At 68.1% G+C, this 25160-nt stretch carries 18 protein-coding genes; 10 read left to right on the top strand and 8 right to left on the bottom strand.

The genetic code is table 11. The features are described from left to right. Position 1 precedes the first annotated feature (1 nt). Positions 2–2107, bottom strand: a complete 2106-nt coding sequence (locus tag LF262_RS00345) for a DNA gyrase/topoisomerase IV subunit B (protein WP_235778317.1) — start codon at positions 2105–2107, stop codon at positions 2–4. A gap of 282 nt (positions 2108–2389) precedes the next feature. Between LF262_RS00345 and LF262_RS00340 the strand changes: the two genes are divergently transcribed. Beyond that, the gene (locus LF262_RS00340) at positions 2390–2611 is read left to right on the top strand and encodes a DUF7455 domain-containing protein (RefSeq protein ID WP_235778316.1); all 222 of its coding nucleotides are present in this window, start codon (positions 2390–2392) and stop codon (positions 2609–2611) included. A 124-nt stretch (positions 2612–2735) separates the two neighbouring features. Here LF262_RS00340 and LF262_RS00335 read toward each other — a convergent pair whose 3' ends face one another. The 4 genes from LF262_RS00335 to LF262_RS00320 form a co-directional block, all read right to left on the bottom strand. Beyond that, complete coding sequence (locus tag LF262_RS00335) at positions 2736–4070, bottom strand: RNA polymerase sigma factor (RefSeq protein ID WP_235778315.1); 1335 nt, start codon at positions 4068–4070, stop codon at positions 2736–2738. A gap of 257 nt (positions 4071–4327) precedes the next feature. Continuing rightward, complete coding sequence (locus LF262_RS00330) at positions 4328–5626, bottom strand: DUF4192 domain-containing protein (RefSeq protein ID WP_235778314.1); 1299 nt, start codon at positions 5624–5626, stop codon at positions 4328–4330. A gap of 91 nt (positions 5627–5717) precedes the next feature. Then, positions 5718–7034, bottom strand: coding sequence for an MFS transporter (locus LF262_RS00325; protein WP_235778313.1), 1317 nt, complete (start codon positions 7032–7034; stop codon positions 5718–5720). A gap of 9 nt (positions 7035–7043) precedes the next feature. After that, on the bottom strand, positions 7044–8090 hold the full coding sequence (locus LF262_RS00320; protein WP_235778312.1) for a proteasome assembly chaperone family protein: 1047 nt from the start codon (positions 8088–8090) through the stop codon (positions 7044–7046). Positions 8091–8291: 201 nt separating this feature from the next. Here LF262_RS00320 and LF262_RS00315 point away from each other — a divergent pair, with 201 nt between their 5' ends. From LF262_RS00315 to LF262_RS00295, 5 genes are all read left to right on the top strand, one after another. Then, entirely contained in the window at positions 8292–9821 is a 1530-nt protein-coding gene (locus tag LF262_RS00315; RefSeq protein WP_235778311.1) for a leucyl aminopeptidase, read from the top strand. 264 nt (positions 9822–10085) lie between these two features. Continuing rightward, positions 10086–11468 (top strand): dihydrolipoyl dehydrogenase, encoded by a 1383-nt coding sequence (gene lpdA / locus LF262_RS00310; RefSeq protein ID WP_235778310.1) that lies wholly within the window; start codon positions 10086–10088, stop codon positions 11466–11468. Positions 11469–11515: 47 nt separating this feature from the next. After that, positions 11516–13312, top strand: a complete 1797-nt coding sequence (sucB, locus tag LF262_RS00305; protein ID WP_235778309.1) for a 2-oxoglutarate dehydrogenase, E2 component, dihydrolipoamide succinyltransferase — start codon at positions 11516–11518, stop codon at positions 13310–13312. A 144-nt stretch (positions 13313–13456) separates the two neighbouring features. Continuing rightward, a complete protein-coding gene (locus LF262_RS00300; protein WP_235778308.1) occupies positions 13457–13837 on the top strand; it encodes a hypothetical protein in 381 nt (126 codons plus the stop codon). A 141-nt stretch (positions 13838–13978) separates the two neighbouring features. Continuing rightward, positions 13979–14407, top strand: a complete 429-nt coding sequence (locus LF262_RS00295; protein ID WP_235778307.1) for an OsmC family peroxiredoxin — start codon at positions 13979–13981, stop codon at positions 14405–14407. 123 nt (positions 14408–14530) lie between these two features. Here LF262_RS00295 and LF262_RS00290 read toward each other — a convergent pair whose 3' ends face one another. Both LF262_RS00290 and LF262_RS00285 read right to left on the bottom strand, forming a co-directional pair. Beyond that, entirely contained in the window at positions 14531–18181 is a 3651-nt protein-coding gene (locus LF262_RS00290; protein WP_235778306.1) for a S41 family peptidase, read from the bottom strand. A 98-nt stretch (positions 18182–18279) separates the two neighbouring features. Beyond that, on the bottom strand, positions 18280–20001 hold the full coding sequence (locus LF262_RS00285; RefSeq protein ID WP_235778305.1) for a serine/threonine-protein kinase: 1722 nt from the start codon (positions 19999–20001) through the stop codon (positions 18280–18282). 117 nt (positions 20002–20118) lie between these two features. On the opposite strand from LF262_RS00285, the gene lipB reads away from it, so the two are divergent. The 3 genes from lipB (at position 20119) to LF262_RS00270 (ending at position 22631) form a co-directional block, all read left to right on the top strand. After that, positions 20119–20787, top strand: a complete 669-nt coding sequence (gene lipB / locus LF262_RS00280) for a lipoyl(octanoyl) transferase LipB (protein WP_235778304.1) — start codon at positions 20119–20121, stop codon at positions 20785–20787. Continuing rightward, entirely contained in the window at positions 20784–21794 is a 1011-nt protein-coding gene (gene lipA, locus LF262_RS00275; protein WP_235778303.1) for a lipoyl synthase, read from the top strand. Before lipB ends, lipA begins: the two co-directional genes overlap by 4 nt. A 117-nt stretch (positions 21795–21911) precedes the next feature. Beyond that, positions 21912–22631, top strand: coding sequence for a DUF4191 domain-containing protein (locus tag LF262_RS00270; RefSeq protein WP_235778302.1), 720 nt, complete (start codon positions 21912–21914; stop codon positions 22629–22631). A 123-nt stretch (positions 22632–22754) separates the two neighbouring features. Here the strand turns inward: LF262_RS00270 and LF262_RS00265 are convergent, their stop codons facing one another. Next, complete coding sequence (locus tag LF262_RS00265; protein WP_235778301.1) at positions 22755–23189, bottom strand: RDD family protein; 435 nt, start codon at positions 23187–23189, stop codon at positions 22755–22757. 247 nt (positions 23190–23436) lie between these two features. Between LF262_RS00265 and glnA the strand changes: the two genes are divergently transcribed. Continuing rightward, positions 23437–24861: a type I glutamate--ammonia ligase gene (gene glnA, locus LF262_RS00260; RefSeq protein WP_235778300.1), complete on the top strand. Its 1425-nt coding sequence runs from the start codon at positions 23437–23439 to the stop codon at positions 24859–24861. The last annotated feature ends 299 nt before the right edge of the window (positions 24862–25160 follow it).

The following is a 25160-nucleotide window of genomic DNA, read 5'->3' as shown; positions in this document are numbered from 1 at the left end:
GCTACGCGTCGATCTGCTCACGGTCCAGCTGCGCGCTCCCCGTCACGATGAAGTCCTTGCGCGGGGCAACGTCCGAGCCCATGAGCAGCTCGAACACCTCCTCGGCGCGCTGCGCGCTCTCGATCGTCACGCGACGAAGCGTGCGGTGCCGTGGATCCATCGTGGTCTCCGCCAGCTGGTCCGCGTCCATCTCTCCCAGGCCCTTGTAGCGCTGCGGGGGCTCCTTGTGCTTGCGGCCCTCGGCCTCGAGACGCGCGAGCACGCGGTGCAGCTCGGCGTCAGAGTAGGTGTAGACCATCTCGTTCGGCTTCGAGCCGGGGTTGATGACCTCGACCCGGTGCAGCGGCGGAACGGCGGCGAACACGCGCCCGGCCTCGACCATGGGCCGCATGTACCGGAAGAAGAGGGTCAGCAGGAGTGTGCGGATGTGCGCGCCGTCGACGTCCGCGTCGGTCATGAGGATCACCCGACCATAGCGGGCGGCATCGATGTCGAAGCTGCGCCCGGACCCCGCGCCGACTACCTGGATGAGGGCCGCGCACTCGGCATTGGAGAGCATGTCCCCCACCGAGGCCTTCTGGACGTTGAGGATCTTCCCGCGGATCGGCAGGAGCGCCTGGAACTCGGAGGAGCGCGCGTGCCTGGCCGTTCCGAGTGCTGAATCGCCCTCGACGATGAAGAGCTCGGACCGCGTCGTGTCGTCGGTGCGGCAGTCAATGAGCTTGGCCGGGAGCGTCGAGCTCTCGAGCGCGGTCTTGCGGCGCTGGGTCTCCTTGTGGACGCGCGCCGTGATGCGCGACTTCATCTCGTTGGCAACCTTCTCCAAGAGCACAGAGCTCTGGTTCTTGTCGCCACGGGCGGTCGAGCTCAGCTTTGCGCCGAGTTCCTTCTCCACCACGCGCGAGACGATCTGGCGCACGGCGGGCGTGCCGAGGATCTCCTTCGTCTGGCCCTCGAACTGCGGCTCGGCGAGCCGCACGGTGAGGACCGCCGTCATGCCAGCGAGGACATCATCCTTCTCCAACTTGTCGTTGCCGACCTTGAGCTTGCGGGCGTTGGCCTCGACGGCCTTGCGGAACACCTTCAGGATCGCGGCTTCAAAGCCGGACTGGTGCGTGCCGCCCTTCGGGGTGGCGATGATGTTGACGAAGGTCCGCAGCGTCGTGTCGTACCCCACCCCCCAGCGCAGTGCTAAGTCGACCTCGCACGACCGCTCGACCTCGGCGATCCGCGAATGCCCGTGCGCGTCGAGGACAGGGACGGTCTCTGAGAACGTCCCGGCTCCGTGGAGGCGCCAGACGTCGGTCACCGGTGCATCGATGGCGAGATACTCCACGAACTCGGCGATCCCGCCGTCATGGTGGAAGACCTCCTCATGCGGACCATCCTCACCGGGGGTGCCGGGAAGGCGGCGGTCGTCGCGCACCGTGATGCGCAGGCCTGGGACGAGGAACGAGGTCTGGCGCGCCCGGGTCGCGAGCTCGTCGTAGGAAAACTTCGCGTCCCGAGTGAAGATCTGGTTGTCTGCCCAGTAGCGGATGCGCGTTCCCGTCACGCCGCGCTTGGCCTTGCCCACCACATCGAGCACGGAGTCGTCGACGAACGGCTCGAACGGCGAGGTGGGGGCCGGCTTCCCCACGTCCCGGAAGCGACCCGGCTCGCCGCGGCGGAAGGACATCTGGTAGGTCTTGCTGCCCCGGTCAACCTGCACGTCGAGGCGGGACGAGAGCGCGTTGACCACCGATGCTCCCACGCCGTGGAGACCGCCCGATGCCGTATACGAGCCACCCCCGAATTTGCCGCCCGCGTGGAGCTTGGTGAAGACGACCTCGACGCCGCTCAGCCCAGTCTTCGGTTCGACGTCCACGGGAATGCCCCGCCCGTCATCGTGGACCTCGACCGAGCCGTCAGCATGGAGGATCACTGCGATCTCATGCCCGAACCCGGCCAGCGTCTCATCGACCGAGTTGTCGATGATCTCCCACAGACAATGCATCAGTCCGCGCGAGTCCGTCGACCCGATGTACATGCCCGGTCGCTTGCGGACGGCCTCGAGTCCTTCGAGGACGGACAGGTGCCGGGCGGTGTATTCAGAACTCGGTGTCACGCGCGCGGGACTCCTTCGGATGCTGCTGAGGGTGGTGTCTGCGGCCTAGGCGCGGGGCCAAGGCACCGACGGCAAGGTACAGCCCAAGGCTAGTCGCCTTTCACACTGTCGGCGCGCGCGGCGCCCGGTTGGGGCCCAAACCGTTGTCGGATGGGGGGCGACGTTGCCGAACTGCAATACGCCCCGAGCGAAAGTTGCGCTTTCTTGGCAGAATTCCGGGCCTTGCCGGTGTTAGATGTAATGACCGCGCAAGACCACCCGGTGAATGCTAAGGAGGCTGAGATGACTGCAGCACTTGCGGACCCCACTCTGACCGCTGTCGACCGCTGCGACCGCTGTGGCGCCCAGGCCTACGTGCGAGTGGTCCTAGAGGCGTCAGGCGGCGCGCTCCAGTTCTGTGGGCACCACGCCCGCGCGGTGGAGCCGACGCTCCGTCCGCTCGCCGCGGTGTGGCATGACGAGACGAGCCGACTGACGGAGAAGGCTGCGCTGGCAGATAACTGATTTCCGTCCTGCCGGAATGAAGTTCGGCGGGAACGATCGCGAGAAGAGGGCCCGGACACCCGCAGATAGGTGTCCGGGCCCTCTCACGTGCCGACCGTCACCGGGCGGCCCGAGCATCGCGGCCTCAGTCGAGGTAGTCGCGCAGCACCTGGGAGCGCGACGGGTGACGAAGCTTCGACATCGTCTTGGACTCGATCTGACGGATCCGCTCGCGCGTGACGCCGTAGACCTTGCCGATCTCGTCGAGTGTCTTGGGCTGGCCGTCCGTGAGGCCGAATCTCATCGCAACGACGCCGGCCTCGCGCTCGGAGAGCGTGTCGAGGACTGAGTGGAGCTGCTCCTGGAGAAGGGTGAAGCTCACCGCGTCCGCCGGGACCACTGCCTCCGAATCCTCGATGAGGTCGCCGAACTCCGAGTCCCCATCCTCGCCGAGCGGCGTGTGGAGGGAGATGGGCTCGCGGCCATACTTCTGGACCTCCACGACCTTCTCGGGGGTCATGTCGAGTTCCTTGGCGAGTTCCTCCGGGGTGGGCTCGCGGCCCAAGTCCTGCAGCATCTGCCGCTGGACGCGGGCGAGCTTGTTGATGACCTCGACCATGTGGACGGGGATGCGGATCGTCCGCGCCTGATCCGCCATGGCGCGGGTGATGGCCTGACGAATCCACCACGTCGCGTAGGTCGAGAACTTGAAGCCCTTCGTGTAGTCGAACTTCTCGACCGCACGGATGAGGCCAAGGTTGCCCTCCTGGATAAGGTCCAGGAAGAGCATTCCGCGGCCGGTGTAGCGCTTGGCCAGCGAGACGACGAGGCGGAGGTTCGCCTCGAGGAGGTGGTTCTTTGCCCGCTCCCCATCGTGCACAATGCGCTCGAGATCATGACGGAACTGCGGGTCGTAGGACTCGCTCTCCTCGTCGAGCTTGTGCTTGGCGAACAGGCCTGCCTCGATGCGCAGCGCGAGATCCACCTCCTGCTCGGCGTTGAGGAGGGCTACCTTGCCGATCTGCTTGAGGTAGTCCTTGACCGGATCGGCTGTCGCCCCGGCGCTCGTGACCTGCTGTACGGGGGCGTCATCTTCATCGGCGTCCGAGATCACGATCGCCGAGCCGGAGGCCTTCTCGTCTGCCTCGGCCGCCTCGCTTTCGGCGGCAATCTCACCCTCGTCGGGGGTCACCGACTCGAGGTCGTCCTCGCGGGCCTCCTCATCCGTCACGGCTGTGGCCGTCTTGGTATCGGCCGTCTTGGTGTCGGCCGCCTTCGGATCGGCCGACTTAGCACTTGCCTTGCCCTTCGGGGCGGCCTTCGCGCCCGTCTTGCGTGCCGGCGCCTTCGCCTTCGACGCGGCCGTCTTGGCCGTGGACCGCTTTGCCGCAGGGCGCGCAGGAGCGCTCTGCGCCGAGACATTCTCAGTGCTCTCCGAGAGTGCCGTTCGGGCGGTCTCATTCTCCGTGGGGGGCGTCACGATTACCTTCCTGCCGCAGTGCCGGTGATTGCCTTGTGGGCAACACCACTATGACCCTGTCAAGTCCGAATGGCTGCTCACGCAGCCGCTCCGGTCCGAAGGGTCTGTAGGTGTACAACCCTTCTGCCACTGATTTGGTTCCCCATACGGTGAACAAAAAACAATTTCCGGAGGCTCGGACCCGACCGGGTCTGGCGTCCATTCTCTCACGGACTGATGCCGCTTGAGACATCCGGCATGCCCGGCAGCGGTCTGCGCTACGCAGCCTCAGCCTCGCGATTCCACGCCGTCTCCTTGTTCCGGGCCCACTCGGACAGCTCGCCGTGCTCCACGAGGCGTCGGAGCAGACGCGCCAAGCGATACTCGGGATCGGCCGAGAGTGCTCGCTCAAGGTACTTCAGGCTTCTGCCGCCCCGTCCGCGCGCCCACTGTATCCAGCCGAGGATGGACAGTGCGGGGGCCCGCACCTCGGGTTCCTCCATTCGGGCCAGGCTCATCGCCACGCGCTCGAGCCTTGCGATGCGACCCCATGCTGGCGGTGAGGTTGTGCATCCCATGAGCACGAGCCCGAATTCGAGGGCCGAGCTCGTCTCGGACGGTCCGCCCGTATGCGCCGCAGCGCATTCGCCCCAGAAGTCGAGCGCGGCGGCTGCCTCTGCCCGAGGCACTCCCCCGGGCAAGGTGGGAGGAACACCGTCATGCCGCGTGTCGCGCAGCTGCGCCGTCGCGGCACTCCCGCGCCACGCCGTCGCGGCATCCGCCGCCGAGGCGACGAGGACCGCGTCCCTCAGCGCAGGGCGCATGAGCGTCGCTGCGAGCAGGCCCAGACGCCCTGGGTCGGCGGAATCGGGACCTGTCAGCACCTCGTCCCAGGCCGCCAAGGCTGCCGAGAACGCCAACGGGTCCCACCATCGCTCCGGGTGCTGAACATATGCCTCGAGTGCCGCAGCGACGTGCGCAGGCGGCAACTCCACCTCATGATCCTCACCCAGATCCCGGTGGCCGTACGTGCTTCCCCGATAGACCATCTCGGCCTCAATGCGGCTGGCCCGGAGGGACTCGATGCTTGCGCCGGGCCACGGACAGCACGATGGGTCCGTGCAGGACGCGGTGCGCCAGTGCTCCCGGCCAACAATCCATACTTCGAGGACGGGGATGCCAGCCTCAGCAAGCCGGGATACGACGGCATCCACCGCGGCCCGATGAGGTGGACGGCCGGGATCCTGCCATTCCGCGTGCGTGTAGACGGCGAGCACCGCTCCGACCGGCGCGCCGTGCGCCATGTAGTCCGCCACGGTCTCCGCGAAGCGCTCCAGCGAGGACCGCCCACGGCGCGCGGGAAGGTCGATCCTCAGCGTGGGCCCGAGGTGCCCTGCGGCGAGCGACACTGCCACCAGACTCTCATGCGGCCATTCACCGAGGGCATGTGGCAGGTACGCGAGGATGTCCTCGGCCGTGCGGATGGCCAGTGACTCGGGATCCGGCGGCGGAAGGCCGAGATCATCAGTGCGGTCCGAGTCCGCCCGCGAGTGGGAAGGGTGCTGGGTGTCGTCCATGCCGCTAGTCTTCGTCGGCGGACCTGCGGCTGGATAGCTGATCAGGACTCTATGTGGACAAGCCGCGGGAACCGGCACTGGTGAGGAGGAGTCAGCGGCTTCGGCGTTCGGCCCAGTACTCAGCCCAGGCTTCGCGGAGCGGGGGCACGTGGACGTCTCGGACCGCCAAGTCTCGCCGGACCTTCCGGCGAACCCCGACGAGCGCAAGCGCGCCGCCGCCGAGCACCAGCAGCTGTACGGCCAGGGCCACCCGGAACGCGTCGAGGCTGTACACGCCCTGTGGCGAGAGCCCGAGCGCGTGCTGGACATCCAGCAGATAGCCGACCAGGAACATCGTCATCAGCGCCGCGACGAAGCCGCCAATGTTCACAATCCCCGTCGCGGTTCCTAGCCGATGGGACGGGTTGAACGTCCTGGCGAAGTCGAAGCCAATCATGGAACTCGGGCCGCCCAACGCCAAGACCGCGACAAGCACAGCCATGAGCCACAGCGGCGCGCGCCCAGGAACGAGCAATACCGCGATCCAGACCGCGGCTGTAAGGGCGGTGATGGCGAGCACGAGTGTGGACCTGCGAAGAGGGTGGCGCGCGACGAACCTGCCCATCGGTGGCCCCGCGAGGATGGCGACCAGGACGAAGAATGACATGAGGGCGGCTGCTGCCGACTGGTCATACCCCTGACCGGCCACCATGAACGGGAAGCCCCACATGAGGGCGAAGACGTTGCCGCTGAACTGCACGGTGAAGTGGCTCCACATCCCCAGACGGGTCCCCGGTTGGCGCCACGCCGCAGCGAGCACCTCGCGGCTGCCTTCCGGTGCGCCATTGTGCTCCACGGCCATCCCGGGCGGGGCATTCCGCAGGAGTGCCAGCACGAGCACGATCACAAGCACGGAGAGGGCGGCGAGGCTCATGAAGGCCTTCGACCAGCCTGCCACCTGAAGCAGCGCAAGGAATGGGATGACGCTCACGAGCTGGCCGAGCTGGCCGATGACACCCGTGAGCTGGCTCATCAGCGGCGCCTTGCGGACGTCGAACCACAGCGGGACGAGCCTCAGCACTGAGACGAACGTCATCGCGTCGCCCATGCCCACGAGCATCCGGCCGATGACGCCGGTCACCACCGATTCAGCGACCGCGATCTGGAGCTGCCCCAGCGCCATGAACACGGCGCCGGCCGAGACCATGATCCTGCTTCCGAACCGATCGACGAGGATCCCGACCGGAATTTGGAGGGAAGCATAGACCACGAGCTGGAGCACCGTGAAGGCCGAGAGGACGGCCCCACCAGCGTGGAACCTGTCAGCGGCTTCGAGGCCGACGACGCCGAACGAGGTGCGCTGGAGCACCGCCACTAGATAGGCGAAGACACCGATTCCCCACACCGCACAGGCGCGCCAGCTGTTCACCCCACGATCCTAGTGGGGCGGCATGCCGCCCTCTGCTCCCCTGTCGTCGTCGGGGCGCGATGGTGCGATTCCGTCCTCGGGCGACTCCGCGCCGTCGTCCGTCGCCGTATCCTGGACGGAATCCGAATCGCCGTGGGACGCGAGGTATGCCTCAACAGCAGCGCCGAGGTCCTCAGCGGTGGGGAGCTCGTCGGCGGGGCCGGCCAAGAGGGACCTGCGCGGGACCTCGGCCGTGCGGTCGTCGAAGCGTTCCTCGAGCCCCGCGACGACCTCGCGGATGTCCGCTGACGCTGCAACCTGCTCAGCCACCTGACGCTCGACCTCGCGCGCGGACTCGCGAAGGCGGTCGCTGGGGAGCATGAGGGATGCGGCCGCCCCGAGGTGCTCGAGGCCCGTCACGGCCGCGGCCGGATACTCTGCCTCGGCAAGATAGTGGGGAACGTGGACGACGAACCCTGTGACGTCATGCCCTGCGTCGATCAGCCGGAGCTCGATGAGATGTCCGATCGCCCCGGGGAATTCGACCACCGGCTTCCACCGGGAGATGCCCTCGACGAGCTCCGGCCTATTCCCATGGACTGTGACGCCGAGCGGCCGCGTGTGCGGGACCGGCATCGGGATGGCGTGCACCCAGAGCGTGTGGCGGACCGCCAACTGCTCGACGAGGCCGACGACGGCGCGCGCGAACCGCTCCCACTGCAGGTCGGGTTCGGGGCCGGCGAGGAGCAGGTAGGGGCGCCCGAGGCCGTCCTGAAGCCGGTAAAGGGCGAGCCTGGGCGTGTCGTAGTCCTCGAGGTGGTCCTCCACGAACCGGATGCGCGGCCGGCGAGACCTGTAGTCCAGGAGCTGGTCCACGTCAAAGGCGACCAGCGCGCCGTCGGCCTGCACGCTGATGAGCTCGTCGACGATCTGGCGCACAGCATGGCCGGCGTCGGCGAACCCGGTGAAGCCCATGATGAGGGGCAGTCCGTGCAGGCTCTCGTCGCGGCTGAGTCCGAGGGCCGCTGTGTACAGGCCAGCGGGATCCTGCAGGGGCCCGGACACGGGGTCTATCACGTCAGAAGATCCTCTCGTCTCTCTGCTTGCATACAACGCTTCGCGCCACTCCTTCATTCCAGTGTGAGCGGTCTCGTCGACGGCGCAGAGTGGACGGCTACCATCGGGAGGACGTGAAGCAACCGCACCATACCCGCATACCCGCCGAATGTGCCCGCTGCGGGCCAACCGTGCAGAAAACCGTGCAGAATAGGGGCCCAAGTGTTCAGCAACAGCGAAGTCGCCCTCCGCGCAGTGTCCAAGGACCTGCGCAAGACGCCTAGCGACGTCCTCGTCGTCGGCGTTGCCCAAGGCCCGGACGGCCCGGTCCTCCTCGACAATCCCCTCAACGCGCGCAATGCCGAGGCCGTCGGTTCGACGCTGTCCGCCCTGGGTGTCACTGGCGCCGCAGACCAGCTGCACCGGCTCCCCGGCCTGCCCGAACTCGCCACGCACGTGCTGGCCCTGGTCGGGATCGGGAAGCTCGACGGCGGTGCCGCGCCGAGCGCCGAGCAGCTGCGGCGCGCCGCGGGCTCGGCCATTCGTCAACTCGCAGGGAACGAGACGGTCGTCCTGGCCCTTCCCGCGCCAACCGCCGCGGCCGTCGCCGCCATCGCCGAGGGCGCGGCGCTCGGCGCCTACGCATACACAGAACACAAGTCAGAGACGTCCGACGGCGCCAAGCGCAACGTCACCACTGCCCTCATCTTCACTCCTGCGGCGGGCACACCGGAGGCTGACGGGGCGCTCGCCCGCGCCGCAGTGCTGGGCACGGCGGTGAACTCGACCCGCACGCTTGTGAACATGCCGCCGAGCCAGCTCTACCCCGAGACGTTTGCCGAGACGGCCAGGGATCTGGCCAAGGGCCTGCCTGTCAGGGTCACCGTGTTCGACGAGAAGCGGCTCGCCAAGGATGGCTTCGGCGGCATCCTCGCCGTCGGCCAGGGTTCCACGCGCCCGCCGCGACTGGTCAAGGTCGAATACGTCCCCGCTAAGGTCCCCGGCGCGCCGAGCGTGCACTTGGTCGGCAAGGGCATCACCTTCGATTCCGGCGGGATCTCCATCAAGCCCGCCGCGAACATGGACCAGATGAAGAGCGACATGGCGGGCGCGGCGACCGTCCTGAATGCCGCGCTCGCCGCCGCGCGCCTGGCCCTTCCGGTCAAGGTCACGGCATGGCTGTGCATTGCCGAGAACATGCCCTCCGGCAGCGCCCAGCGCCCAGCTGACGTGATCACTCTCCGCGGCGGCCGCACGGTTGAAGTCCTCAACACCGACGCCGAGGGCCGCCTTGTCATGGCGGACGGCCTCGCCGCTGCGAGCGAGGAGAGCCCCGACGCGCTCATCGATGTCGCAACCCTCACCGGCGCCGCCCTCATCGCACTCGGAACCCGCACGGCCGGGGTGATGGGCGACGACGCGGTGACTCGCCCGCTGCTCGATGCCGCCGCGGACGCGGGCGAGGCGGCATGGCCGATGCCGCTGCCCGAGGAACTGCGGGCCGGCCTCGACTCGTCGACGGCGGACATCGCCAACGTCGGCGATCGGCCCGGCGGCATGCTCACAGCGGCGATCTTCCTCAAGGAGTTCGTGGGCGTGCGTTCTGACGGCAGTCCCGTCCCGTGGGCCCATATCGACATCGCCGGCCCCGCCTTCAACACAGGCTCGGCATACGGACATACGCCGAAGCAGGGAACCGGGTCCACGGTCCGCACGCTCGTCAGCTATCTGGAGGGCTTCGGCAGGGCCTGATCCCGACCGAAGACTCCACCCGGCCCGCGAAACACCCAGAGGCCATAGGTCTTCTCACGATGTGAAATGAAAAATCCGCTGAGTGAGAGTGATAAGGTTCCCGTGACTCTGGACACAAGGCTGAGACTTTCGTTCCGGGAAGGTGGAGCATAGTCGGTCGGGGAGATAGGGTTTCCCTGATACCGGGCCTGCGCGCCACCGCCGCAGGCCAACTGTTATATCCGACGGCGAAACAGGCCGTCCTCAAGGCGAGGGAGCGTACACGTGGCCGAAACGGCAACTGCGCATGAATTCGACATCTTGATCCTCGGCGGCGGAAGCGGCGGATACGCCGCGGCGCTGCGAGCCTCGACGCTCGGCTTCACGGTGGGCCTCGTCGAGAAGGCCAAGCTCGGCGGCACGTGCCTGCACAACGGCTGCATCCCGACCAAGGCGCTCCTGCACTCGGCCGAGCTTGCCGACCATGCGCGGGACGCAGCCAAGTATGGCGTGAACGTCACTCTCGACAGCATCGACATGAACGCTGTCAACGCTTACAAGAGCGGCATCATCGCGGGCAAGTTCAAGGGCCTCAGCGGTCTCATCAAGTCCAAGGGCATCACCGTCATCGAGGGTGAGGGCCGCCTGACCGGACCCAGCACCGTCACGGTGGGCGGCACGGAGTACACCGGGAAGAACATCATCCTCGCCACGGGCTCGTACTCCCGCAGCCTCCCCGGCCTCGAGATCGGCGGCCGGGTCATCACGTCGGATCAGGCACTCGAGCTCGACTACGTGCCCAACAGCGTGATCGTCCTCGGCGGCGGTGTAATCGGCGTCGAGTTCGCCTCGGTCTGGAAGTCCTTCGGCGTCGACGTCACCATCGTGGAAGGCCTCCCCTCACTCGTCCCGAACGAGGACGCCGCGATCGTCAAGCAGCTCGAGCGTGCCTTCAAGAAGCGCGGCATCAAGTTCAGCACCGGGACCTTCTTCCAGGGTGTCGAGCAGGACGAGAACGGCGTCAAGGTCACCCTCGTGGACGGGAAGACCTTCGAGGCGGACCTCCTGCTCGTCGCCGTCGGCCGCGGTCCGTCGACCGCCAACCTCGGCTACGAGGAGCAGGGCATCACCATCGACCGCGGCTTCGTTATCACGAACGAGCGGCTGCACACCGGTGTCGGGAGCATCTACGCGGTCGGCGACATCGTCCCCGGCGTCCAGCTCGCGCACCGCGGCTTCCAGCAGGGCATCTTCGTCGCCGAGGAGATCGCGGGCCTCAACCCCGTGGTGGTCGAGGATGTGAACATCCCGAAGGTCACGTACTGCGACCCGGAGATCGCCACCGTCGGCTACTCGGAGAAGGCGGCCAAGGAAAAGTTCGGCGAGGACCAGGTGCAGACCCAGGAGTACAACCTTGCCGGCAACGGCAGGAGCTCGATCCTCGGCACCACGGGCCTCATCAAGGTCGTGCGCCAGAAGGAGGGCCCGGTCGTCGGCGTCCACATGATCGGCGCCCGCATGGGCGAACAGGTCGGCGAGGCCCAGCTCATCGTCAACTGGGAGGCCTACCCGGAGGACGTGGCGCAGTTCATCCACGCCCACCCGACGCAGAACGAGGCCCTCGGCGAGGCCCACCTGGCCCTGGCCGGCAAGCCGCTGCACGGCTGAGCCCCGACACCATTCGCACGCAGAAGAATCAAGGAGCACGGGGACCCATGTCTGAATCCGTCAACCTTCCCGCCCTCGGTGAAAGCGTCACCGAAGGCACCGTCACCCGCTGGCTGAAGCAGGTCGGGGACCGCGTCGAGATCGACGATCCCCTCGTCGAGGTCTCCACCGACAAGGTGGACACCGAGATCCCCTCTCCTGTCGCCGGCATCCTCGAGCAGATCCTCGTCGCCGAGGACGAGACCGCCGAAGTCGGGGCCCCGCTGGCGGTGATCGGAGACGGCGCCGCTGAGTCCGATGCCCCCGCGGCCCCCGCGGCCGAGGCCGCAGCCGAGCCCGCCGCAGCCGAGCCCGCCGCAACGCCCAAGGCCGCCGCCTCCGAGCCAGCCGCAGCCCCCGAGCCAGCCGCAGCGCCCTCCCAGTCGGGAGACGCCGCGGGCGAGGGCCATGAGGTCAAGCTCCCGGCTTTGGGCGAGAGCGTCACCGAGGGCACAGTCACGCGCTGGCTCAAGGCCGTCGGTGACACGGTCGAAGTCGACGAACCGTTGCTCGAGGTCTCCACCGACAAGGTTGACACCGAGGTCCCGTCTCCAGTTGCCGGGACACTCCTTGAGATCCGTGTCTCCGAGGACGAGACCGCGGAGGTCGGCGCCGTGCTCGCCGTTATCGGCTCTGGCGCCCCTGCCCAGGAGGCTGCGCCCGCTTCCGAGGCACCTGCGGAATCCGCCGCACCGGCTGCCGAGGCGCCTGCGGAATCCCCCGCACCCGCTGCCGAGGCGCCTGCGGAATCCCCCACACCCGCTGCCGAGGCGCCTGCGGAATCCCCCACACCCGCTGCCGAGGCACCTGCGGAATCCCCCGCACCCGCTGCCCCCGCTGCGGAATCCGCCGCACCCGCCGGCCAGGGTGCGGAGGCGGGCTATGTGACCCCGCTCGTGCGAAAGCTGGCCAACCAGCACGGCATCGACGTCACTACCCTCACCGGCACGGGCGTCGGCGGCCGGATCCGCAAGCAGGACGTGCTCGCCGCTGTCGAAGCGCAGAAGGCGCCCGCACCCGCTGCCGCCCCCTCCGCTGCACCAGCTGCGCCCTCCGCAGCCCCGGCAGCAGCTGCGTCCTCGCTGCGAGGCACCACGGAGAAGGCACCGCGAATCCGTCAGGTCATTGCCCGTCGGATGCGCGAGTCTCTCGACATCTCGACACAGCTCACGCAGGTGCACGAGGTCGACATGACGAAGATCGCCAAGCTCCGCGATCGCGCCAAGGCGAACTTCCAGGCCCAGAATGGCGCGAAGCTCACGTTCCTGCCGTTCATCGCGAAGGCCGTCGCGGAGGCGCTCAAGCAGCACCCGAAGCTGAATGCCGAGTACGACGAGGAAAGCCAGCAGATCACGTATCACAACGCGGAGCACCTCGCGATCGCCGTGGACACGGACAAGGGCCTCCTCGTCCCGGTGATCAACAACGCGGGCGACCTCAACCTCGCGGGCCTCGCGGGCCGCATCGCAGACGTTGCTGCGCGCACCCGCAGCAACAAGATCGGTCCCGACGAGCTCTCGGGCGGTACGTTCAGCATCACGAACATCGGTTCGGTCGGCGCTCTCTTCGACACGCCGATCATCAACCAGCCGCAGGTGGCGATCCTCGGCACCGGGGCAATCGTCAAGCGTCCATGGGTCTCGCAGAATGCCGAGGGCGACGATGTGATCTCGGTCCGCTCGATGATGTACCTCTCGCTCACGTATGACCACCGCCTCGTCGACGGTGCAGATGCCGGACGCTTCCTGCAGACGCTCCGTACCCGTCTCGAGGAAGGCGCGTTCGAGGCCGACCTGGGCCTGTAACGCCTACCACTGGCAAGCCAGAGCACGACGGCGCCCGCTCCCCGCCGGGGGCGGGCGCCGTCGTGCGTTTTGTTATCCACTTGGGACTCGCACGCCCCGCCCATCGGTCAGGATGGCCTTTGCCTCACCATTAGACTCGGCACCATGACTCTCGTCCTGAGCATTGTCGTCTTCCTGCATATCGTCGGTGCCGCCATGATCGTTGGCCCTTGGATCGCCAACATGAAGAAGCCCACCGTCGGTGCGCGCCAGTTCGACGGTGCCATGACTCAGCTCATCACGGGCGTCATCCTCGTAGGGCTCATCACCATCCTCTCGAAGCAGGCGGACAGCGGAGTCCAGCCTCTGGATACGAACCTCTACATCAAGCTCACGGTCAAGTTCATCATTGCCGTCGTCGTGGGTGCCCTGGCATTCGTGGGCAACCGCCGGCGCAAAGCCGGCGAGCCTGTTGCGCCCGGGCTCGCCCACGGAGTCGGCGGGCTCGCACTCGTGAACATCGCCATCGCGACGATCTGGCATTAGGCCGCTTCACGCCGCTGGTAGGGCCCCACGCCCAGGGAACAGCACCCGGCGGAGGGGCCCTTTTTGTGCCTAGGATGGGGAGGGACGGCGCATCCAACCGCCTGCGCCGCGGCACACCGACAACGTACGCAAGGAGCACGCATGGCTACCATCCGCAACGCGCACAGCGTCTGGCAGGGGAACCTCTTCGAAGGTTCCGGCGAGACTACCTTCGACTACTCGGGCATCGGCACGTACCCCATCACATGGAAGGCCCGGACCGAGGATGCCCGCGGCACCACGAGCCCCGAGGAGCTCCTCGCGGCCGCGCACTCCGCGTGCTTCTCCATGGCGTTCAGCAATGAGCTCGACGGCGCCGGCTACAAGGCCGAGCGCATCGAGACGACGTCCGAGGTCGGCTTCCAGCCCGGCAAGGGCGTGACGGGCAGCAAGCTCACCGTCACGGCGAAGGTCCCCGGAATCTCCCAGGACGAATTCCAGCAGATCGCTGAGAAGGCCAAGGTCGGGTGCCCCGTCAGCCAGGCCCTCGCCGGCATCACCATCACGCTCGAGGCAACGCTCGAGGCGTAGCACCAAGAAGACGCGCGGCGTGGAGTACCCCATGCCGTGCCAGCAAGGGCCCCCTTCCCAAGATCAGCGGGAAGGGGGCCCTTGCGGGGTCCAGTTCAGTCTGAAGGACGCAGCGGTTGCGGCTCAGCCCTCGTACGCCGGGGCTACCCCAGCGTCCGCCAGGTCCTGGGGCCGTGGGGGGAGCGGCGCAGGACGCACGGAGCGGTACCCCTCGCGCGCCGGCGGCCGCTGGGTGGGGATCTCAACCAGCATCTCCTTGAGCACACCGATGCCGTGCTCGAGCTGTGGATCAATCCCCGCGGCGTAGGCGTGTGGGGGGTAGGGCACCTCGATGTCCGGCTCAACACCGAAGTTCTCGACGCCCCAGCCGATGCCGCCCTCGAACCACGTCGCGTACCGAGGCTGGCTCACTGCCGTACCGTCGGCGAGCTTGAAGCGGTTGTCGATGCCGACAACGCCGCCCCAGGTGCGCGTTCCCACCACCGGGCCGATCCCGCGCAGCTTGCTGACTTGGGTGATGATGTCCCCGTCCGAGCCCGCGAACTCATCGGCGAGGATCACCACCGGCCCACGAGGCGCATGCCGGGGGTACGTCCGCGGCTGCTCGCCCCGCGGCATGCTCCAACCGATGACCCTGCGGCCGATGAGCTCGGCCACGAGCTGTGAGGTGTGACCGCCACGGTTGCGGCGCACGTCCACGATGAGCGCGTCGAGTGCGGTCTCGGTATCCAGGTCGCGGTGGAGCTGCGCCCATCCCCGTGCAGCCATGTCCGGCACATGCAGGTACCCGAAGCGGCCCTCGGACGCGTCGCGCACGAGCCGGCGATTGGCCTGTACCCAGTCCTGATAGCGAAGGCGCTCCTCGTCGCGGATGGGCACGACGGCGATCCGGCGGCGCTTCCCCACTGCAGCGCCGTGCTGGGGGCCATTGAGCATCGTCAGCTCGACTACCTTTCCTGCGGCGCCAGCGAGGGCGATGGCCGGCCCGAAGTCCGGGGTGAGCTGGACGCCGTCGACCTCGAGGAGCCGGTCCCCCGCCCGGACGCCCGCGCCGGGCGAGGCTAGCGGCGAGGAAGCCAGCGGATCCGAGGACTCGTTCGCGAGCACGCGGCGGACCACCCAGCCGCCGTCGAAGTCGAATTCGCCGCCGAGCCGCCCCTGGCCGCCCGCGCCCGGTTCGGTCACGAGGGTCGGCGTGACGTATGCGTGGGAGGTGCCCAGCTCACCGTGCATCTCCCACAGGAGGTCCACGAGGTCGTCATGCGAGCCGAGCCGCGCCACGAGCGGGCGATAGCGGTCGCGGACCTCCTCCCAGTCCGCGCCGGCCATGTCCGGCGTCCAGAAGAAGTCGCGCTGGAGCCGCCACGCCTCCTCGAAGGCCTGGGCCCACACGGCTACGGGGTCGAGCCGGACTCGAATGCGCTCGAGATCCACGCTCACGTGCTCGGCGTGGCCTTCCTCGGCCGGCTTGTCACTCGGGGCGCTGTGGACGGTGCGTTCATGCACGTACACGACCCGGGTGCCGTCGCCGCTGAGCCTGGACCGGTCCAGGGCGCTGACAATCGTAGTCTCAACCCCCGTGGCCAGATCAAGCCGGTGGAGAGTCGGGGCGGTGTCCTTGTCAGCTGGCTTGGCCTTGCCGTCCCCGGTCGCGCCGGTGAGGTCCTGGGACATCCACAGGAGCGCATCCGGGGCGGCGGTGAGCCGTGAGTAGTTGCCCTGGCGCACGGGAAGGGCGGTGATGCGGTGCTGGATTCCCTCGAGGTCGACAGCGAGCGCCTCCCCACCGCCGGGGGCGTCCACAGCGTGCGGCGAGGTGGACTCCCCGACCGCGGAGTCGGCGTCGGACGCGGCATCCCCCTCCCCGCCCGCGGCGTCCTCGACACTTTCCACAGACCTTGCCTCTGCGCTGAACGCAGCCACCCGCGGACCGAACGGACTCGAGGTCGTCGCGGCGAGGGGCACGATGTAGGGCTTGATCGGGCTCGGGAAGGACAGGTCAAACGAGTGCCCGTCGTAGACGGGATCGAAGCTGCGTCCCGAGAGGAACGCAAGGTACTTTCCGTCCGGGGTGAATGCCGGCGAGGCATCCCAGAACCGCCCGTCAGTGACGTCCGCCACTCGGCCCGTCGCGCGCTCGGCGAGGCGCACCTTGGACCGCGCACCGAACGCCGTCACCGGCTCGCTCCACGCGAGCCACCGTGAGTCGGGGCTCCAAGCGAGCTGCTCGATCGTTCCCTCGGAGACCGTGCTCAGAGTCATCGCGGTCTCATGTTCCACATCCACGAGGTGCACGTCGCCGAACGATGTCCCGACAGCGATGAACCTCGCGTCAGGGCTCGGCAGGAGCTCCGCGGCGCGGTGCTGCGAAGGGAGCGCGATGCGGCGCAGGCTCGGGAGCGCATCGGCCTCGTCCGGGGCCATCGACACAGCAGTCCGCCCAGGCACTGCGTAGGAGCGCAGCCCACGTGCCATGCCGTCAGCGTCCCCGGCAGAGGAGGAGCCCCCAGCGCGGTCCTCACCCTCCTTGTGCGCCGCGTCCGTCGCCTCAGGAGCGAAGCCGATCACTCCCGCAGCGGAGACGGGGCGCGGAAGGTCGGCGAGGCCCAGCGCCGAGCTTCGGTGGACGCCGCCATCTGTGACGCCGGGTTGGCCGCTGGCGGGGTCCGAGGCAGTCGCCGCGTCAGCGCCGCCGAGCCGCCGGATGAACAAGCCCTCCTCGCCGTCGTGGTCGGCAATGAAGGCCACGGAGTCGCAGCCGAGGGGCCGTGCCAGACGGGCCCGCACTCCGGGCGCGGCTTCGATGACGCGGGACGGCCCGTCCTGATGCGTGAGCCAGTGCACGGTGCCGTGGGATTCGACCACGCTCGCCTGCCCGTCCCACGTCGGCACCACCTCGCCGAGGTGGCGGCCGACGGCGAGCGGAACGGTTCGGCGGGAAGTCGATGCGGAGGCGAGGGCAACGTCGAGCCGGCGCGCCTCGTCATCGAGCCCCTCGAGGATCCACAGTTCCCCCGCGCTATCGAAGACGATCCGCCGACCGTCGCTGCTCGCATGTCGGACGTAGAACCGGTCCGAGTCGGTGTGTCGCCGCAGGTTGTCCCCGGACCGGTCGACCGAATAGAGGTTCCCGACACCCTCATGGTCGGACAGGAAAGCGATCCTTCCCTCCACCCACATCGGATCCGCGAGGTTGCCGCCGAGCTCGGGCACCAGCTGGTGGAACCCGCCCCCGCCGTCCGGATCGAGCCACAACTTCCCTGCCGCGCCGCCGCGGTAGCGCTTCCAATGGGCAGGATCGCGCGTCAAAACACTTCCCACGATGACTGGCCGGTCGTCGCCCACGCTCGGGCCGAACGCCACGGAATCGACGGGCCCGTATGGCAGTTCCTCAAGCCAACCGCCGTCCAGAGGGATCGTGTAGGCATGCGTGTGCCGGCCGTCAGGCTGGTTGTGTGCGCTCGTGACGATGACCCGGGCGTCCGGCGCGAATCCCTTCACTCGAGTCGTGGAGTGCCCGAACCAGCTCAGCTGGCGGAAGCCTCCGCCGTCCACATCCGCTGAGACGACCTCGGGCGCACTCCCCTGGACCACTGTCCACACGACCTTGCCGCCATCGGGGGTGAAGCGCGGATTGCGCGCCGGCAGCCCGAGCGAGGACAGCCGCCAGGCGCGGCCACCGGCCACCGGGGCGAGCCAGACGTCGTCCTCGGCGACGAACGCCACGAGGTCCCCGTGCACGTGGGGATAGCGGAAGTAGCTGGAGCCAGTCATCCTTTGATCATAGGCAGGGCTGGGCCGTGTCCATGGGCCTCCACGCGCCGCTCCGGCAAGTGTGACGCATACCGCTTCGCCGGGGCAGTGACCGGGTTCTAGGCTGCGGCAATCCGTGCCACCTTCCAGCGCTCGCCGTCCCGCTGGAGCACGATTCTGAGCTCTTGGTCCAGGCCCGTCGGGCGCTCCCCCACCGCGGCACCCGCGTTGTCCTTCACCGCGTACCCGCTCGTGACGATCCGCACCCGCACGACGGCGGTCTCCGCTCCCTGCGACGCCGGCCCACCGAGCGTCGGAGTCGCCCCCGGTTCAAGGTCTGCGGAGAGGACGCGGGCACTGAAGCCCTCCAGCCGTTGCCCGTCCGCGACCAAGCGGTCAAGGAGGGCCGCGTCCGTAGCAGCCGCCTCCGATCCCACTGCACTGACCGACTCGAGCAGGTCGCGGTCCCGGGCGCCGATGGCACGCGCCCTGATCTCGGAGAGGGCCTGCACCGCCTGCACGGGGTCTGCCGAGTCCGCGCCACGGCGCAGGGACTCCGGCAAGCCGGCACGGGCGCCGATGGCTGGTGCATGCTGCCCTTGCTGGGCCGCGCCGACTGCAGGGTCCTGCCCCTGGCCCGGTCGGCCCAACGCTCCGATCCACCATGCGGCTGCCGCCGCTGTTGCCAGCATCAGGACCCCGGCCGCGGTGAACAGCATCCACGGAGGCAACCCGGACCGTCTTCCGCCTGCCCGACCGTTTCCTGTGCCAATCGAGCGACGACGCCCCGAGCCCGGAGCGCGGCGGCCTCTCAGGAGGCGGGGCCGGGACGCGGGCTCCCGGCGTCGCGTGAGAAGCTCCGGGATGACACTCGCGTCGACCGCCGGGGCGAGGTCGACACTGGCAGGGCGGGCGCTGCGGAAGACAGACCGGGCGAGTTCGTCGGCAGAGGGCCGCAGTCGGGGATCATCGCGCAGGGCGGCCTCGATCGCTGCGGTGAGCTCCGCGGGTACACCCTCGACGAGGAGCGACAGCGGCGGCCGCTGACGGGTGGGCGCTGGGGGCTCCCCCGTGAGGATGAACCACGCGACCGCCCCGAGGGCGAACACATCCGCCGCAGCAGCGAGTGACCCGGATCCCAGCCGACGCCGCGAGCCCGGCCCCGCGGCGCCGTGCGCAGACGTGCCCGGCTCCGCACGGGAAGGAGCGAGCGGAACGTGCGAGCCGACGGCGGCCGGGTCAGAGAAGCCCGGAGTCCCGCCGGGGACGGTACCCGCTTCGCCAACCATCCGCCCGAGGCCGAAATCCCCGAGAAGCGGCATACCCTCCGCGGTGAAGAGGATGTTCCCGGGAGAAACGTCGCCGTGGGCCGTGCCGTCCTGGTGGAGCGAGGCCAGGGCCTGGGCGATCGGCGCCACGACCGTGACGCACTCGCCTACGGAGAGGTGCCCGCGCACGTGCACAAGGTGGCCGAGTGACCCGCCCGGCGCATAGTCGCTCAGGATCGCCACAGCCCCCGCCGACGAGCCCTCGGCGGCGACCGCCTGATGGACCGCGAGGACGTGCTGGTGCGACCGGGTCTGGGCAACGCGCACTTCCCGGCGGGCCTGCTCAAGCGTCTCCATCGCGCCCGCGCTGGAATCCGGCAGCAGGAACTTCGCCGCGAAGAGGCGCCCGGTCGACTCTTCTCGCACGAGCCATACTGTGCCCGCGCTCCCGGCGCCGAGGGGGCGCACGCTCTCGTATCCGGTCAGCACCGGCGGCGCCTCCCCGGAGGCGGTGGCAGCCGCCTCGTCCAGTGCATGCGCTGTCCCGGTGAGGCGGGGGCTGAGGGCGTCCATGCCCCATGTCTACCGCAGATCACGCAGGCACCGCAGAAGTTATCCACAGGGCCCGTCGGATGCGACCCTCATCACACTCTTCCAAGCGGTTCGCGGCCGAGGGCTAAGCTAGTCCGCATGACTCTTGCGTTCACCCGGCTGGGATTCGCGCCCGACTACGTCGACTACCTCGACGGTCTGGCAGCCCAGCGCAAGCTCCACGAGGACGTGGCGGCGGGAACCGCCCCCAGCACTGTCCTCCTCCTCGAGCACGCCCCGGTTTACACCGCTGGCAAGCGTACCGAGGACCACGAGCGTCCCTTGGACGGCACCCCAGTAGTGCCCGTCGACCGCGGCGGCAAGCTCACATGGCACGGTCCGGGCCAACTCGTCGGCTACCCCATCATCAAGCTCGCCGAGCCTCGCGCGATCCGCGCCTATGTGGAGCTCCTCGAGGACGTCATGATCACGGTGATCTCCGAGTACGGGATCAAGGCCGAGCACGTTGACGGGCGTTCCGGCGTCTGGGTCCGCGCCGATGAGCGCGGCGGGGACCGGAAGATCGCCGCAATCGGCATCAGCGTCCATGAAGGCGTCACGGGCCACGGCTTCGCCATCAACTGCAGCAACGCTTTGGAGCCGTACAGTCAGATCATTGCGTGTGGCATCACCGACGCAGGCACCACCACCATCTCCGCGGAGTGCGGCCGCAAGGTCGGCCCGCTCGACATCATCGACCGGATCACCCAGGAGCTCTCACTGCGGGCCGGCGAATTCGTCGCCCAGACAGAAGGAGTCCTCGCGTGACCCTCGCCCCTGAAGGCCGCCGCATGCTGCGGATCGAACAGCGCAATTCCGCCGTTCCGGTTGAGCGCAAGCCGGACTGGATCAAGGCCAAGGTCCACATGGGCCCCGAATTCGTCAACCTCAAGAACCAGGTGAAGAAGGAAGGCCTCCACACCGTCTGCGAAGAGGCCGGCTGCCCCAATATCTTCGAGTGCTGGGAGGACAAGGAGGCCACCTTCCTCATCGGCGGCTCCGAGTGCACCCGGCGCTGCGACTTCTGCCAGATCGACACGGGCAAGCCCTCCCCTCTCGATCGGTTCGAGCCGACCAAGGTGGCCCGCTCCGTACAGTCCATGTCGCTCCGCTACGCAACCGTCACCGGCGTGGCCCGCGACGACCTCGAGGACGAGGGCGTCTGGCTGTACGCCGAGACCGTGCGGAAGATCCACGAGCTCAACCCGGGCACCGGAGTCGAGATCCTCATCCCCGACTTCTCCGGCAAGCCCGAGCACATCACGGCGATCTGCGAGGCGAGGCCCGAGGTGTTCGCGCACAATGTCGAGACAGTCCCCCGCCTTTTCAAGAGCATCCGTCCGGCGTTCCGCTATGAGCGCTCCCTCGATGTCATCACCCAGGGCCGTAGCCAGGGCATGGTGACGAAGTCCAACCTCATCCTCGGCATGGGCGAAACCCGCGAGGAGGTCTCCCAGGCTCTGCGCGACCTGCACGACGCCGGCTGCGACCTCATCACGATCACCCAGTACCTCCGCCCCTCTGAGCGGCACCACCCCGTGGAGCGCTGGGTCAAGCCCGAGGAGTTCGTCGAGCTCTCCCAGGAGGCCGAGGAGATCGGCTTCCTCGGCGTGATGAGCGGCCCCCTCGTGCGGTCCTCCTATCGGGCCGGTCGCCTATGGGCCACCGCCATGCGCAAGAAGGGCTGGGAGATCCCACCACAGCTCGCACACATCGAATCCTCCGGCTCCACGCGGCAGGAGGCCGCATCCCTGATCGCCGCCCGGCAGGGCTGACGACCCGGTAGCAGACCGGAGGCGAGGCCTGTGGGAACGGGCAGCGCCTCCCCTCTGCTGCCACCCGTGCTCCGACGAAGCCCTGCCTCCCGCCGGGTGGCTTAGAATTGAGGCACTATGGCCAAGAGCACCGACACCACGCCCTCGGACAAGGCTCCGAAGAAGGCGAAGAAGCCCAACGGCTTCCAGCAGTTCCTCCAAGTCTTCCAGATGACCCGGAAGACCGATCCCAACGCCGTGTGGCTCATGCTGCTGGTGTTCCTCGGAATCACCGCAGTGAGCCTGCTGATCGGCTTCCTCCTCGACAACTGGATCACCGGCCTGATCATCGGCATCCTCCTAGGCGTCCTCGGGGCTGTGTTCATCCTGAGCCGGCGCGCCGAGCGTGCAGCCTATGCGCAGATCGAGGGGCAGCCGGGTGCCGCGGGCGCCGCGCTCAACTCGCTCCGCCGGGGCTGGATCGTCGAGGAACAGCCCGTCGCCGTGAACCCGCGCACTCAGGACGTCGTGTTCCGCGCGATCGGCCGTCCCGGCGTCGTGCTCGTGTCCGAGGGCCCGAGCGCCCGGGTCCGCCAGCTCATCGAGGGCGAACGCAAACGGCTCGCTCGCATCCTTCCCAACGTTCCGATCCACGTGATCGAGACCGGACGCGAGGAGAGCCAGACTCCGCTGCGAAGCGTCGCGGGCAAGATGAACAAGCTCAAGCCTCAGCTGACCAAGGTCGAGGTTGCGACGGTGTCCAAGCGGATCGGCTCGCTCGGTACGCGCCTCCCGATCCCGAAGGGCATCGACCCTACCCGGATCCGTCCCGATCGCCGTGCGATGCGCGGCCGCTGACGGCCTTTGGCGCGAGCCGAGTACGTACTCGAAGGGGGCCCTGGCATTCACTGCCGGGGCCCCCTTCGCGTACGTTCGCACCCTTGGGGCACCCGCTGGGCCCGTCTCCGCTGCTGGGCCGTTTCACAAGCGCGTGACGACCGTTCCGGCGGCCTTGTCGTGAAGGCCGCGCTGGTCCGCATCGAAGATGACGGCGGGGATCACCAGGCACAGCAGGAGGGTCCGCAGGGCCGCGCGAGGGATGCCGACGGGCCCACCGTCGAGGCGGCGCACCTTGAGCCCCGCGATCCGGTGCCCGAGGCCGAACCCGGCGAAGCCCACCAGCAGGATCTGCTCGACCGCGAAGACCAGCAGGATGTCCATCTGGCTGCCGCCCAAGAACGCCGCGGCGATCAGGTAGGACACGGCCCAGTCGATGCACAGGCCCAATACCCTGCGGCCGGGCCGGCCTACGGAGCCTTGGCCCGTGCGGGGCATTCCAAGCCGCCGTCCCGGGAAGTCGCCCTCCGCGAGCTGGGGGCCGCTAATCCAGGATCCGAGGTCTCTGCGGTCGATCACCTATCCATTCTAGGAGAGCCGGCGCGCCCGCGTTCCGGTCAATGACCCGCACTGGCCCTCAAGCTCGCAGGCCGCTAGCGTTTACACGGGGGCGGGCCGTGTAACCTCGCCGAAACAATACTGACATGGACGGGAAACCCCCTGTTCGTAGTGTGGTACCAGTTGCGTACGAGGCGAACGGCGCCGCGCACCTCATGCACGCGCCACGCTGGCCCGACTGCTTTCCACCCTGCGTAAAGGAGTACAGATGTTCAAGTCTGCGGACGAGGTCCTCAAATACATCAAGGACGAAGACGTCAAGTTCGTCGATATCCGCTTCACTGACCTGCCTGGCGTCCAGCAGCACTTCAACATCCCTGCCAAGACGGTTGACGAAGACTTCTTCGTCAACGGCCAACTCTTCGACGGCTCGTCGATCCGCGGCTTCCAGGGCATCGCCGAGTCGGACATGCAGCTCATCCCCGACGTCACGACCGCCTTCCTCGACCCGTTCCGCGTCGAGAAGACCCTCGCCCTGAACTTCTCCATCGTGAACCCGCGCACCGGCGAGCCGTATCACCGCGATCCCCGCGGCGTCGCAGAGCGTGCCGAGGCGTATCTGGCCTCCACCGGCATCGCTGACACGGCGTTCTTCGCCCCCGAGGCCGAGTTCTTCGTCTTCGACAACGTCCAGTTCGAGTCCTCGCCGCAGGGATCCTTCTACAAGGTCGACTCGATCGAGGCGCCGTGGAACTCGGGCCGCGAGGAGGAGGGCGGGAACCTCGGCAACAAGACCCCGTTCAAGAGCGGCTACTTCCCCGTGGCCCCGGTCGACCACCAGGCCGACCTCCGCGACGCAATGTGCCTCGCCCTGGACGCGGCCGGCCTTGAGGTCGAGCGTTCCCACCACGAGGTCGGCGCCGCGGGCCAGGCCGAGATCAACTACCGATTCTCGACCCTCGTGCGCGCAGCGGACGACCTGCAGAAGTTCAAGTACATCATCAAGAACACGGCGCTCGAGTGGGGCAAGGCCGTGACCTTCATGCCGAAGCCGGTCTTCGGCGACAACGGCTCGGGCATGCACTGCCACCAGTCGCTGTGGAACGGCGGGGAGCCGCTCTTCTACGACGAGAAGGGCTACGCGAACCTCTCCGACCTCGCCCGCTGGTACATCGGTGGCCTCCTCAAGCACGCCTCGGCCGTCCTCGCGTTCACGAACCCGACCGTGAACTCCTATAAGCGCCTCGTCAAGGGCTTCGAGGCCCCTGTCAACATGGTGTACTCGCAGGGCAACCGCTCCGCCGGAATCCGTATCCCGATCACCGGCTCGAACCCGAAGGCCAAGCGCATCGAGTTCCGCGCCCCGGACCCCTCGTCCAACCCGTACCTCGCGTTCGCGGCCCAGCTCATGGCCGGGATCGACGGCATCCGCAACCGCATCGAGCCGCCGGCCCCGATCGACAAGGACCTCTACGAGCTCCCCGTCGAGGAGGCCCGCGACATCCCGAAGGCCCCGGGGTCGCTCGAGGAAGCCCTTGAGGCCCTCGAGGCGGACAACGAGTTCCTCCAGGCTGGCGGCGTCTTCACACAGGACCTGATTGACACCTGGGTCGCATACAAGCGTGAGAAGGAGATCATGCCGCTCTCGCTGCGCCCGAACCCCTACGAGTTCGAGCTCTACTTCGGCTGCTAGGGGGATTGCAGGGAAGTAGCGGCCTCAGTCCGCACAGAGTCCGCGCGAGCAGCCAGAACCGACTGGACGGCTGCTCGCGCGGACTCTTCTGTGTCGGGTCACGTATGCTGATCCACCCCATCCAAATGATCCATCACAGGACGGCAGAGATCACTGATCAGGGGCCTTCGGAAGGCGGTGCTCTAGCACCCCTGAGCTCGATGACGGGTGAGGGCGGCCTGATTGTCTGGCTAACGCCCTTGCGGCCGGAGATCACCGAATATGAGAAGCACCGGGCTGCCGAGGGGTGCAACGCCCCG

The organism is Sinomonas notoginsengisoli (assembly GCF_021554725.1).
GTDB classification, from domain to species: Bacteria; Actinomycetota; Actinomycetes; order Actinomycetales; family Micrococcaceae; genus Sinomonas; species Sinomonas notoginsengisoli.
Note: the sequence above shows the minus strand (reverse complement) of the source record. Positions and strands in the feature narration are given on the sequence as shown.